Here is a 12,862-nt window from a genome sequence, read left to right as displayed (position 1 = left end):
CTCTAAAGAAACGAAAGCGTAGCGATGAGCTGATCCACCACTCAGACAGAGGTCTCCAATATTGTTCAGGAGAATACCAAGCACTACACAATAAACATGGGGTAAGCTGCTCCATGACTGATGGTTATGACTGCTATCAAAATGCTCTAGCAGAACGGGTCAATGGGATCTTAAAAATGGAGTACTTACTGAACAAGCCGAGTAACTTGAGTGAAGCTCGGAAAATGGTTGCAGAATCAGTGAGACTCTATAATGAAAAGAGACCACACACGGCTCTAAAATACAAAACGCCCGATGAAGTACATCGAGCGTTTTAATCTAAAAAGTGTCAACCCATATCAGGACGGGTCACACTAATTTGTCCAGATTGCGACCAAACAACTCCAATCGCCAGCCTTGCATTACGTCAGGCAATCTGGCCGGATCACGGTCATACTTCCAAACCCAGGAAAGGTATTGATTGAGTTGCTTCTTCGACGCCAGAAACTCATTCGCCAATCCGCTGTGCTGCGCCGCTTTTTTCACTTCATCTTTTAGTTTTTTGAAAGCCTGTTTGTAGCCAGGAAAGTCCATCAGACGTTCAATCTTGTCGGGATGCTCCTCTTCCGGGGTCTGCTGAGCTCGCTTAACGATAGCCGCAATTCGCTCCCCGTGGCGGCGAATCGCTCTCGGATCCACCCCTTCTTCTTCCATTTTCTTTGGCTTGGTCAAACCGAATCTGGCGATAGTCCAGAGCTCTTGCTCCTTAATGACAAAATTCAACGCCAGGTCGCGTTTTAACGCTTCATTCAAGCGCCATGTAGCGAGAGGCTTAAGCACTGCTAACTGCTTACGTTTTAACTGCCAGGCCCCTTTAATGTCCAGATAAGCGTTGTCAGGGTTCACAGATTTAATGCGTTTTTGCATCAGCAGCTCTGACTCCTGCTGCGTTGCATCCCACCAGTCTTTGGCTTCGACTTGTGCAAACAGCTTGAAGTACAAAGGCCATAAGTAATGTACATCAGCTGCAGCATAATCCAGCTGTTTGTCCGTTAATGGACGCGCCACCCAGTCTGCTCTGGACTCGCTTTTATCGAGTTCAATACCCAGGTACTCTTCCACCAACGTGGCGAAACCCGTTGAAAGACCATGCCCCAGAAAGGCCGCCATGATCTGAGTATCAACCATAGGGAAAGGCATACAACCAAAGCTGTTCTGGAACACCTCCAAATCTTCACCACAGGCATGCAACACTTTCAGCACAGAGGCATCCAGCAGCAATTCTTGTAGCGGAGTGAAATCACTGATAGATAGTGGATCAATAAGTGACAGTTGCTCACCGTCGTACAGCTGAATCAAACCCAGCTTTGGGTAGTAAGTACGAATGCGCACAAACTCTGTGTCCAACATAACTACATCGGACTCACGAGCCTGGTTACACACCGACTCCAATTCGGCAAACTCTGTTACGATTTTATATTCCACTCAATCTCTCTTAAAAAAAACAATGCCAGCACTGAGGGCTGGCATTTTAGCATTGATCGTATTGAAAGGTTAATGTTAAACCGTTTTTTCTGACGTTTTCGTCAGCTTGGCGTCGTTCTCTTCTCTCAACACTCGGCGCAGGATCTTACCAACGTTGGTTTTTGGCAAATCTTCTCTGAACTCGACTCGTTTCGGGATTTTGTAGCCAGTCAGGTGTTGACGACAATGGTCGATAAGCTCTTCTTTTGTGAGAGAGGCGTCTTTCTTCACCACAAAGATCTTCACAATTTCACCGGACGCTTCATTTGCTTCGCCGATGGCCGCCACTTCCAGAACTTTATCATTCAGCGCCACAACGTCTTCAATCTCATTCGGATAGACATTAAAACCTGAGACCAGAATCATGTCTTTCTTACGGTCAACAATGTGCAAGAAACCTTCGTCATCAAACTGCACGATATCACCGGTTGATAACCAACCCTCCTGATTAATGACTTCTTTGGTTGCTTCCGCTCGTTGCCAGTAGCCTTGCATCACCTGCGGACCACGCACCTGCAGTTCCCCTTTCGAGTCATCAGTCACCGGATTGCCTTCTTCATCAACGATTCGAACTTCTGTCGACGGCACAGGCAAACCAATAGAGCCATTATATTCGGCCAGATCATGAGGATAAGCGGCCACCAGCGGAGAGCATTCCGTCAGACCATAGCCTTCAAGCAACAAGCAACCTGTGCTTTTCTTCCACTGCTCCGCAACGGCACGTTGTACTGCCATACCGCCACCAACGGATAGTCTTAAGCCACGAAAATCGAGTTCATGGAAATCTTCGTTGTTGAGCAGTGCATTAAATAGTGTGTTTACCCCTGTGATGGCGGTAAACGGGTACTTTTGCAGCTCTTTAATAAAGCCCGGTATATCACGTGGGTTGGTGATGAGGAGGTTCTGGCCCCCCATTTCAATGAACAACAGGCAGTTTACCGTCAGTGCGAAGACGTGATATAGCGGCAATGCCGTCACTACCAACTCACGCCCTTCATTGAGTACTGGTGAATACATCCCCTTCGCCTGCATCACGTTGGCAATCATATTACGGTGGGTCAGAATCGCCCCTTTCGCCACGCCTGTCGTACCGCCGGTATACTGTAGGAAAGCGATATCATCGCCCGTCATAAATGGCTTAACATATTGAAGGCGACGACCTTTATGCAGTGCCTTTTTGAATGAAATCGCGCCTGGCAGATCGTATTTAGGCACCATACCCTTGACGTATTTCACGACAAAATCCACCACGGTGCCTTTCGCTGTTGGCAGCATTTGCCCCAGACTGGTCAATACGACGTGTTTGATTGGTGTATTTTCCACCACTTGTTCAAGCGTACTGGCGAAGTTGGAAACAATGACAATGGCTTTGGCATCGGCATCATTCAACTGATGTTCGAGCTCTCTTGGGGTATAAAGCGGATTGACGTTAACCGCAATCAGGCCTGCACGAAGCACACCGAACAGTGCTACTGGGTATTGCAGTAGGTTTGGCATCATGATCGCAACGCGATCGCCTTTCTTAAGTTTGAGCTCATTTTGCAAATAAGCGGCAAAGGCTCGACTGCGCTCCTCCAGTTTACGGAATGTCATCACCGAACCCATATTCATAAAGGCTGGCTGGTCAGCAAATTTATGCACTGACTGCTCAAACATTTCGACTAAAGAAGGATACTGATCCGGATTGATGTGCTCAGGCACGTCACTTGGGTATCGCGAAAGCCAAGGTTTATCCACAATTATACTCCTTGCGTGTAAGGTCACTCTTTCGTATTCACAGATTTCATTCACATCGAAACAAAGTTTAAAAACTTGTTAACAATCAAAAGCCCTGTGAATGTTTTTATTATTCCTGCCATTACAACACAGCAGACCAGTTTGCGCACGAAAGACTCAAACACTTGTTTAATTTTTGTTAACTAGTCCAAGTATTAGTTCAACGACTTCTTGAGGGGACTCTAAATGGCAATGGTGATCACCCTCCACTTGCACAATTTGCGCATGGTTCAATAGGGATAACCAATGGGCTTGGCGCAAATACGGATAGCCTCTATGCCCTAAGATGATCAGGTGAGGTACTGTGATGGCAGCCATCACCTCCTGGGCGTGCTGCTCTGTCATTCGATAGACCGACTCACACTTGAGCTTACCGTCATGACGCCAATACCACTGACCTCCAATCTGGTGTAGATCCCGCTCGACAATCGGCGTTACCGTCTCAGCATCGAGCTTGGTCGCTCGCATTCTCATCTTTATTGCATCTTGTTTCGATGGGACGGGCTTGAGAGACTTATTACGCCAACGCTCGCGACTCTCGATCCCTTTGCGAAGTCGCTCAACGCCCAGATCGGCGGATTCTGCCAATGGAAAGTGCGCTTCAATTTGAACTAATCCCGAGACTTTGTCAGGAAAGGCTGCACTATAGCAACTTGCAATCAATGCACCAAGTGAATGTCCTACCAGATAAACATCAACCGCTTGGATTTTAATCAATATGCGGTGAAGATCGTCAATATAGTCGTGAAAGTTATAAAAATGGTGTTCACTCTTATGGCTTGAATGGCCATGACCTGACAAATCCAATGCAATAACGCGCCAGTTCAGTCGCTGCTGCTCGATTCGCGAAAGCAGCGGGAGAAAGCTCGCGGCGTTGTCCATCCAGCCATGAATAAAAACGACCGTCTTAGCGGTCGTTTTTGAGGCTTCTAATTCGAGATAGGCGATGGTTCTGTCATCGATTCTGACAGACTTCTCCTGAAGTTCTGAATGCAAGGTTACTTCACCTCTTTAATAACTCGCCCCTGAGTCGGGCCGTAGTAAAAGTCATCACAGTAGTACCCCCAGCAAGTACTGAACGCACTGGTATGCCGGTTGATGATCAATCGCTCTTCCACCCGCCACAAATATTGGCCATAGGCCTGAATGACCGGAAAGTCGGCTTCAAATTCCCCAACTTTTCCGCGCTCTACGCCATCTTTGTTGCCACCAACGGTAATCAATCGTCCACGGGAGTAGGTAACCGGATCAACAAAACCATCAACATAGGCGATAAAGCGGCCGTTTGGCTCCTGATCGATATCCGGCTTACCGTATTTATCAATGGGAAGATTAACAATTTCAATTCGAGTTTGATCCGGTAGGTTCTTCACGGTATCAATGACCCCGCCGAGGCGTACTTCTGTCCCCTTCGCCGCATCCACTACCAGTTGATACTGCGCTGTTACGTTTTCATTGGTGGTGGCTAATTGCTCTGGGAGACTGCCGCACGCACTCAGTAGCGCACTTAGTCCCATTAGACTGCCCAACTTCGCCAGCATTTTCATACTTGTTACCTTTAAATGCAAATTGGTCACTTAGGTGTATTTTCATATATAAATATCGACACCGAGTAACTGTTCAAGTTCCTCTCTCTTGGCACGATTCATTACATTCATATAGGCTTCGAGGGCTTTCCTGGAGCGGCCTTCAGGCAGATCATACTGAACCTGAGCACGCTGTACGTCCGCCTCCGATACCTGTTTAACGGAATGGGCAACCGCCTGAGCTACTTTTGTGACTTGAGTCGATTGTGTAGTCGATTGGGAGCTCTGAGACGTAGACGCCTTGGACACCGCCTTCTTGCGATTGGCTTTCTGTGTCTGACGTGAAGTGGGTGTAGACGGTAGACCGTTAATCGAAACCATAGGATCAGCTGGCTAAAGTGCAACGACACTTTAGCCTTACCTTATCATTCTCTGCCAGGGAGTTTCTTCCAGGCCACGGTGTCACGCAGGTAAACCGGGCTGGCTTCTTCAGCAGCAACCGTGTTGCCCTTTGCCAGCTCAAATTGCGCCAAAAACGCGATGTCCTGAGCCTCAGGATACAATACCGCTGTCGGCTCGGTGGTGATAGCCAGCGTTGTCATTGCGTCAGAATAAGCATCCCAACCTGTGCCCGCTCTGCCCCAACAACCCTCGTCTTCAGTCAGATTGTCTACCAGAACGGCAGGTGGCACTACTTGTTCATGGTCGAACTCACTCCAGTCGCCACACTCCATACGCTCAAATCGGCCCCAATATACCTCATTCATTCGCGCATCGATCGCGCTGGCAACCTGAGTGGTGCCATTTGTGCGATATGCTCCCTGCGCCATCGCTTTCAATGTTGAAATACCAATCATTGGTAGCTCTGCACCAAAACCAAGCCCCTGAGCAATTCCAATGCATATGCGAACACCGGTGAAACTGCCCGGTCCACGAGCAAACGCCAGTGCATCCAACTCCGATAACGTCAGGCCAGCTTCCTTCAGTAGTTCATCGACCATTGGCAGTACCTTCTTCGTGTGGTCACGAGGCGCGAGTTCACTGCGAGTGTAAGTCTTATCACCAACAAGCAGAGCAACTGAGCAGTTTTCTGTTGCGGTATCGATGGCTAGAATTTTGTTAGTCATTTAGTTCTCAATATGTTCTTGTGCTGCACTCGATGATGTTTCCAGTGCAAGAAACTGTTTTATATTTGCAAGATCCCGAGTTCGCGGGATTGGAGGCAGGCTGGCCAAAAACGTGGCGCCATATTCTCTGGTCACCAGGCGATTATCACATATGATGAGTGCGCCTCGATCTTTCTGATCACGTATCAGTCTCCCCACCCCTTGCTTTAGCGTAATTACGGCATCGGGCAGCTGAACCTGTTGAAACGGGTCCCCCCCCTGCAACTTACAATCCTCAATGCGTGCCTTTAACAACGGATCATCAGGTGCCGTAAACGGAAGTTTGTCGATAATAACACAGCTCAGCGTGTCACCTCTAACATCTATTCCTTCCCAGAATGCGCCCGTCGCCACCAATAGTGCATTACCCAGCTCCATGAATTCGGCCAACGTTTTCTGTTTACTAGTTTCACCTTGAAGTAACACGGGTAACGATAAACTCTCTCGAAACTTTTCCCCCAACTCACGCATCATGCTATGCGAGGTACACAAGAAGAAGCAACGTCCCTGATTTTGTTCAATCACCGGCGACAACATTCGTACCAGTTTATCGGCGAGCCCCTGACTGTTCGGCTCCGGTAGATAGCGCGGAACGCATAATCTGGCCTGACTCGGATAGTCAAATGGGCTCGGCAGCGAAAACTGTTGCTCAGGAACCAGCCCTAATCGGGAGGTAAAGTGACCAAAATCATCAGATACGGCCAAAGTCGCAGAAGTAAATATCCACGCCCCCCCCTTCATCTCCACCTGTTCATGGAATTTATCGGCGACCGTGAGAGGGGTAATATGCAAACTAAAATGACGTGGCGACGTATCGTACCAATAGGAGTAACCCGTAATTGTCACATCACAGACTCGTTCAAGACGTCCTTTGACCAGAGTTGCACGCTCAAACGCCGTATCCAACAGCTGACTGCGCCCCAAAGCAAGCTTAAGTACATCAATCACCAGATTCAGTGCATCGAGCAGACGATCCATCTCGCGCTTAATGCTCGGAGAGGCAATTGCATCACGCCAGTTACCCCGAAATCCGGTGTCTCCCAACACAATACGCATATCCATTGCAGCCTGAGACAACCGGTCACCTGCCTTTTGCAACTGACGCATGTCTCTGGCTTCAGTGCGATAACCAATCTCGATGTCTTTAGCCAGATCCTGGATTTGTCGACTCGAGATCGACTGACCAAAGTACTGACTGGCAATATCAGGGATCTGGTGCGCCTCATCAAATATGAACACTTCCGCCTCGGGGATCAGCTCGCCAAATCCCGTTTCCTTGATGGCAAGATCCGCCATAAACAGGTGATGGTTCACCACCACCACATCAGAATCCAGGGCACGTTTACGCGCTTTGAGCACGAAACAGTCCTGATAACTGGGGCACTCTTTACCCAGACAATTATCGTTGGTGGACGTGATCGTCGGTATGACAGGACTGTCTTCGGCTATGGCATCACACTCACCCAAATCCCCCGATTTGGTCTCGGATGACCAACTGCGCACTTTGACCAATTGTGATAACAGGTCGGTCTGGGTCTCGGTGGTATGACTTTCCACCATTTGTCGGCTAAGCCTGTCCAGACACAGGTAGTTGGAACGCCCTTTGAGCAGGGATACCTGGCCGTGAAATCCCAGAGCTTCGACCATCAAGGGTAAATCACGATGAAATAGCTGCTCTTGCAGATTCTTTGAACCGGTACTGATGATGGTTTTTTTGCCACTCAGCAGCGCTGGCACCAAATAAGCAAACGTCTTACCTGTTCCCGTTCCGGCTTCGACCACCAACTGTGATTGATTGGCAATGGCCTGTTCAACCGCCTCCGCCATATCGAGTTGTGGTTGCCTCGGCTGGAACCCAGGAATGACCTGTCCCAATGCTCCGTCAGAAGCGAAGGCTTTTGTAATTGTTCGTGAAACCATTTGCGGCTGCTGCTGGGTAAATGATGGGCCTAGTATACCCAATCCATCTGCAGTTCAAAATTGAAAAGGAGGCATGCAAGCCCCCTTGGTCTGATGACGTAATGAAGAGAAAGTCAGTATTTATTGAGATAACGGGTCAGCCACCCCGGAGCATTCGGTTCACTCTGTTGTTTTAACTGTTCCGCTGCCTGAGTGGGTGATACTTTGCTCTGCCAGAGTTCATCAAGTTCATGAAGGTCGATGACTGAATCTCCGACGAGCTCTGAAACTCGCTGTTCATAGAGTTTGCGCGCGAGTAGTTCTTTGTCCATAGCACTCTCCTGAAGCTGAATTGAAAAAGTCCAACAAAGCCAGAACAACCTTTGAGCGATCCAGACTGACTTCTTTTGTTGAAACCTAGCTCAGAATAGATTAATAATGTCGGATAGATTGCGTACAACCTCAATAAACGCACCAATTTAAATCCTCACATTCGTAAAATTAGACGCACATCAATATGTTGCACTATTACCTGATATTATCCCTGAATTCAGTATTACGAAGAGGTACAGTTTATATTTCACGGAAGCGGTAAATCATGGAAAAGAAAACCTTATTGACGCATTGTAATGATGCTCCTGGACTGATCTCTAAAATCACCAACATCTGTTACAAGCATCAGCTCAACATTATTCACAACAACGAATTTGTGGATAACACCAGCGGCCATTTCTTTATGCGTACCGAGCTGGAGGGTTATTTTAACGATGAAACTTTTCTGGCCGATCTGGATCAAGCCCTGCCAACAGGCGCCAAACGAAAACTCGTTGGTTCATCACGCAAACGCATCGTGATTCTGGTGACCAAAGAAGCGCATTGTCTGGGCGATATTCTGATGAAGAATTTTGACGGCAGTCTGGATGTAGACATTGCTGCGGTGATCGGTAACTACGATATCCTGCAGGGACTGACTGAGAAATTTGACATCCCTTACCACAGTGTGTCACATGATGGCCTGAGCCGTGAAGAACACGAAGCAAAAATGCTGGAAGCCATCGATCAGTACGATGCCGACTATCTGGTATTGGCAAAATATATGCGCGTACTGACGCCGACCTTTGTTGAGAAGTACCACCATAAGATCATCAACATTCACCACAGCTTCTTGCCAGCCTTTATCGGCGCGAAACCTTATCAGCAGGCTTATGACCGCGGGGTCAAAATCATTGGTGCAACGGCGCACTTTGTTACTAACGACCTGGATGAAGGACCTATCATTAAACAGGATGTAATTCCTGTAGACCACAACTTCAGTGCCGCCGACATGGCTCAAGCTGGACGAGATGTTGAGAAAAACGTGCTGTCCAAAGCCTTGAACAAAGTCATCAATGACCATGTCTTTGTCTACGGCAACAAGACCGTCATTCTCTAACGGTTATTCCCGGCGCTTCTCTCATAAGGGAAGCGCCTTTCAATTTAGTAACGATCGCCCTTCGAATAATCGACTTGGTAACCTAGGTCATCCAGCAACCCTAATGTCACCGGACCAATTTTGGCACCGTTTGCCATCAGCTCTTCTGTCATATCCGGTACTGGCTGACCGTTCTGGTTGTATCGCGGTTTGTCTTCAGCCCACTTTGAATCATACAAATGCCCTCCGTCGTCACTGATGGGTAACTCGCTATAATTAACAGAATACTGCTGATTGAACTGTTTAACCGCCTGACTGTCACGAACCAGAAAGACTTTTCCGAACTGTTTGTCGTGACGCGTGTAGTCCATCGAATACGCCCCGACACCAAATACATGCCCCATTTCATGCAGAATATTGGCTCTGAACTCGATGTTGTCGAACTCGGGTTCATAGGTGTGACTGCCGATAAAAACCGATCCTTGGGTTGGGATCAGTCGCCAGTTCACATCGATTTCAGACTCAGGCCCTGCCATTCCATTAGCGTCCGCTAGTGGAACCACATAGACGTTGATACCAAGCGAGTGATGTTCAACACCATCAACAGCGGTAAGCACTTGCAGCCAGCGTTCTGCTGCAACCTCGTATGGTGAGATGTAGTTTGACGTCCACACAACTTGTTCACCATTGTGAAGGGTCAGGCGATTACAAAAAGTTAAATTGAGATCAATGTGCCCGTTAGACACTTGTCGCTGTTGGCTGGGTTTGCAGCGTGGGTTTTCTGTATCAAACTCGGTGGCTGATACCGAGAGCGCGAAGCATATGAAAACAAGCCCTGATCCGATGTGGAGTGTTGATTTGATCATCACGTGTCAGTTCCTAAAAGACGATGTTGACTTATTGAGTCTAGTCTTAAACAACTGGGTTATCGGTAAGGGCTTGTCGCTATATTGTGATCACCGAGCCGATTCGGGTCATGCTCTTCCAGACGGTTAACTCAATGCCATGCAGAAGTTTATGCCGACTGTTCAGAGGCCACAATGCGCTTCAAACTGTGTGGGTGCAGCTTGATACAAATATTGTCATGCTTAAAGGCGACCGTCGGGTTGGCCAGCCGTTCCCCTTCCCCCTTTGGGCTGGAAAGCTTCATGCTGATGTTAAGGGTATCCAGTTGTTCGAGGCTTTCAGCCAGCGCAGGGAAGATATCTACCAAATGCAGCAAGAACGCTTCCGCTGTCGTTGCCGATGACGGAACAACAAACTCGACATGTTCCCAATCTTCCACTGGGTGAGACTTACCGATGGCAGGGTAAGGCAGCTCCAGACACTCAATCGACCACCCATGACTTTTTACTGGTTGATTGAACGCAAGCACAACAATAGGTCGACCGTTAATTTGCGCTTCAGAAATCACCTGACCGTAGGGTAACCATGCCTGATGCGCTGCTTTCGCCACCTCAGAATCATTGATTCTCAAGGCAATGTGGTCCGCTTGATAACTGGATAAATCCATAGATAACTTGCTGCATAAAGCCTGAATATTATCCAGAAAATCATCAATTTTATTCAGCATCAAAGAAGGCACTAATCCTTTTTCTATCAGGGTTTGTTGCATTTTTTCCGGCTCGTTTTGGTCATCAAACACCAAATAGTAGCAGGATTTAGTCAGAATCAGAAAAAATACAAACTTTCCCCCTAGGTCAGCGGCGCTAAAGTTGCTATTATGTGCGCCAATTTACTAGATTAAATCCAATTCCAAGAATTGAAGCCAAGTTTTGAAGGAAATGCGTGTGAATATCCAAGCACTGATCAACGACAAAGTATCTCAGGCTCTCGAAGCCGCTGGCGCACCTGCAGGCAGTCCTGCGGCTGTTCGCCAATCAGCAAAACCACAGTTTGGTGACTACCAAGCGAATGGTGTAATGGGCGTTGCTAAGAAGTTGGGCACTAATCCACGAGAATTCGCGCAAAAAGTTCTGGATGTTTTGGACCTAGATGGAATTGCAAGCAAAACTGAAATTGCTGGTCCCGGTTTTATCAACATCTTCCTAAGCGAAGAGTTTCTAGCACAGCAAGCCGACCAAGCTCTTGCTGATGCTCGCCTAGGTGTAGCGACACAAGCGCAACAAACGATCGTTGCAGACTACTCAGCACCAAACGTTGCAAAAGAGATGCACGTTGGTCACCTTCGTTCAACCATCATCGGTGATGCGGTTGTTCGTACTCTAGAGTTCCTTGGCCACAAGGTTGTTCGTGCTAACCACATCGGTGACTGGGGTACTCAGTTCGGTATGCTTATCGCAAACCTAGAGCGCGTTCAAAAAGAATCTGGCGAAGTGTCTATGGAGCTTTCTGACCTGGAAGCCTTCTACCGTGAATCTAAAAAACTGTACGATGAAGACGAAGAATTCGCAGTACGCGCTCGTAACTACGTAGTTAAACTACAGAGTGGTGATGAGTTCTGCGCTGAGATGTGGAAGAAACTAGTTGATATCACTATGATTCAAAACCAGCGTAACTACGACCGTCTAAACGTATCGCTTACTCGCGAAGATGTGATGGGCGAAAGTATGTATAACGACATGCTTCCAGCTATCGTAAAAGATCTTCAAGAAAAAGGCCTAGCAGTTGAGGATGACGGCGCGCAGGTGGTATTCCTTGATGAATACAAAAACAAAGATGGTGAGCCAATGGGCGTTATCATCCAAAAACGCGACGGTGGTTTCCTATACACCACCACTGATATCGCATGTGCTAAGTACCGTTATGAGCAACTAGGCGCGGATCGTGTACTTTACTTCATCGACTCACGTCAGCACCAGCACCTACAGCAGGCATGGACTATCGTTCGTAAAGCAGGCTACGTACCAGAGTCAACAACTCTTGAGCACCATGCGTTCGGCATGATGCTAGGTAAAGATGGCCGTCCATTTAAGACACGTGCAGGCGGTACGGTTCGTCTTGCTGATCTACTGGATGAAGCGGTAGAACGTGCTAACGCGCTTATCGAATCTAAGAATCCAGAGCTTGCGAGCGAAGAGAAAGCAAACATTGCTAACACTGTTGCGATGGCAGCGGTTAAGTATGCCGATCTTTCTAAGCACCGTACCACTGACTACGTGTTCGACTGGGACAATATGCTAGCGTTCGAAGGCAACACTGCGCCATACATGCAGTACGCATACACTCGCGTGGCATCAATATTTGCTAAAGCTGGCGTTTCTATGGATGAGCTTGCTGGCGACATCAAGATCACTGATGAAAAAGAGAAAGCACTAGTCGCTAAGCTTCTACAATTTGAAGAAGCGGTTGAGTCAGTGGCTCGTGAAGGTCAGCCTCACATCATGTGTAGCTACCTGTTTGAACTAGCAGGTCAATTCTCTAGCTTCTACGAAGCGTGCCCAATCCTAATCGCTGAAGACGAAGCTGTGAAGCAAAGCCGTCTACGTCTTGCTGCACTAACGGCTAAGACCATCAAACAAGGTCTGGATCTGCTAGGCATTGATACGCTAGAACGTATGTAATGCCCCACTAAAGGCATGACGGTAAAAAGGTTGGCGTGAAAACGTCAACCTTTTATT

Annotated in this window: 14 protein-coding genes; 4 read left to right on the top strand and 10 right to left on the bottom strand. The window is 47.9% G+C overall.

The window, feature by feature from the left end; translation table 11 throughout:
- A partial coding sequence (locus tag C4S60_RS05205) for an integrase core domain-containing protein (RefSeq protein ID WP_146060848.1) occupies positions 1–317 on the top strand: 317 nt, incomplete at its 5' end.
- 31 nt (positions 318–348) lie between these two features.
- On the opposite strand, the gene rnd is transcribed toward C4S60_RS05205, so the two are convergent.
- The 8 genes from rnd to C4S60_RS05165 all read right to left on the bottom strand — a co-directional run bounded on the left by rnd (position 349) and on the right by C4S60_RS05165 (position 8,202).
- The gene (rnd, locus tag C4S60_RS05200; RefSeq protein ID WP_103879270.1) at positions 349–1,464 is read right to left on the bottom strand and encodes a ribonuclease D; all 1,116 of its coding nucleotides are present in this window, start codon (positions 1,462–1,464) and stop codon (positions 349–351) included.
- Positions 1,465–1,539: 75 nt separating this feature from the next.
- Positions 1,540–3,240 (bottom strand): long-chain-fatty-acid--CoA ligase FadD, encoded by a 1,701-nt coding sequence (fadD, locus tag C4S60_RS05195; RefSeq protein ID WP_103879269.1) that lies wholly within the window; start codon positions 3,238–3,240, stop codon positions 1,540–1,542.
- Positions 3,241–3,408: 168 nt separating this feature from the next.
- Positions 3,409–4,275, bottom strand: a complete 867-nt coding sequence (locus C4S60_RS05190; protein ID WP_103879268.1) for an alpha/beta fold hydrolase — start codon at positions 4,273–4,275, stop codon at positions 3,409–3,411.
- 2 nt (positions 4,276–4,277) lie between these two features.
- The gene (locus C4S60_RS05185) at positions 4,278–4,826 is read right to left on the bottom strand and encodes a Slp family lipoprotein (RefSeq protein ID WP_208623246.1); all 549 of its coding nucleotides are present in this window, start codon (positions 4,824–4,826) and stop codon (positions 4,278–4,280) included.
- Between the two features lie 42 nt (positions 4,827–4,868).
- A complete protein-coding gene (locus C4S60_RS05180; protein WP_103879267.1) occupies positions 4,869–5,186 on the bottom strand; it encodes a chromosome partitioning protein ParA in 318 nt (105 codons plus the stop codon).
- Between the two features lie 44 nt (positions 5,187–5,230).
- Positions 5,231–5,932: a tRNA (adenosine(37)-N6)-threonylcarbamoyltransferase complex dimerization subunit type 1 TsaB gene (gene tsaB / locus C4S60_RS05175; protein WP_103879266.1), complete on the bottom strand. Its 702-nt coding sequence runs from the start codon at positions 5,930–5,932 to the stop codon at positions 5,231–5,233.
- Complete coding sequence (gene yoaA / locus C4S60_RS05170; RefSeq protein WP_103879265.1) at positions 5,933–7,891, bottom strand: DNA repair helicase YoaA; 1,959 nt, start codon at positions 7,889–7,891, stop codon at positions 5,933–5,935.
- 113 nt (positions 7,892–8,004) lie between these two features.
- Positions 8,005–8,202: a hypothetical protein gene (locus C4S60_RS05165; protein ID WP_103879264.1), complete on the bottom strand. Its 198-nt coding sequence runs from the start codon at positions 8,200–8,202 to the stop codon at positions 8,005–8,007.
- Positions 8,203–8,468: 266 nt separating this feature from the next.
- Between C4S60_RS05165 and purU the strand changes: the two genes are divergently transcribed.
- Positions 8,469–9,302, top strand: a complete 834-nt coding sequence (purU, locus tag C4S60_RS05160) for a formyltetrahydrofolate deformylase (RefSeq protein WP_103879263.1) — start codon at positions 8,469–8,471, stop codon at positions 9,300–9,302.
- A 44-nt stretch (positions 9,303–9,346) separates the two neighbouring features.
- Here purU and C4S60_RS05155 read toward each other — a convergent pair whose 3' ends face one another.
- Positions 9,347–9,955: a M8 family metallopeptidase gene (locus tag C4S60_RS05155; RefSeq protein WP_146060847.1), complete on the bottom strand. Its 609-nt coding sequence runs from the start codon at positions 9,953–9,955 to the stop codon at positions 9,347–9,349.
- Positions 9,956–10,103: 148 nt separating this feature from the next.
- Between C4S60_RS05155 and C4S60_RS23495 the strand changes: the two genes are divergently transcribed.
- Positions 10,104–10,277 carry a hypothetical protein gene (locus C4S60_RS23495; protein WP_160111330.1) on the top strand — a complete coding sequence of 58 codons (174 nt, stop codon included), beginning with the start codon at positions 10,104–10,106 and terminating at the stop codon, positions 10,275–10,277.
- Between the two features lie 19 nt (positions 10,278–10,296).
- Here C4S60_RS23495 and C4S60_RS05150 read toward each other — a convergent pair whose 3' ends face one another.
- A complete protein-coding gene (locus tag C4S60_RS05150; protein ID WP_103879261.1) occupies positions 10,297–10,896 on the bottom strand; it encodes a VOC family protein in 600 nt (199 codons plus the stop codon).
- Between the two features lie 175 nt (positions 10,897–11,071).
- Between C4S60_RS05150 and argS the strand changes: the two genes are divergently transcribed.
- Positions 11,072–12,805: an arginine--tRNA ligase gene (argS, locus tag C4S60_RS05145; protein WP_103879260.1), complete on the top strand. Its 1,734-nt coding sequence runs from the start codon at positions 11,072–11,074 to the stop codon at positions 12,803–12,805.
- Positions 12,806–12,862 lie beyond the last annotated feature (57 nt).

This window comes from Vibrio hangzhouensis, assembly GCF_900107935.1.
Classification (GTDB): domain Bacteria; phylum Pseudomonadota; class Gammaproteobacteria; order Enterobacterales; family Vibrionaceae; genus Vibrio; species Vibrio hangzhouensis.
This window is presented reverse-complemented; position numbering and strand designations above follow the sequence as displayed.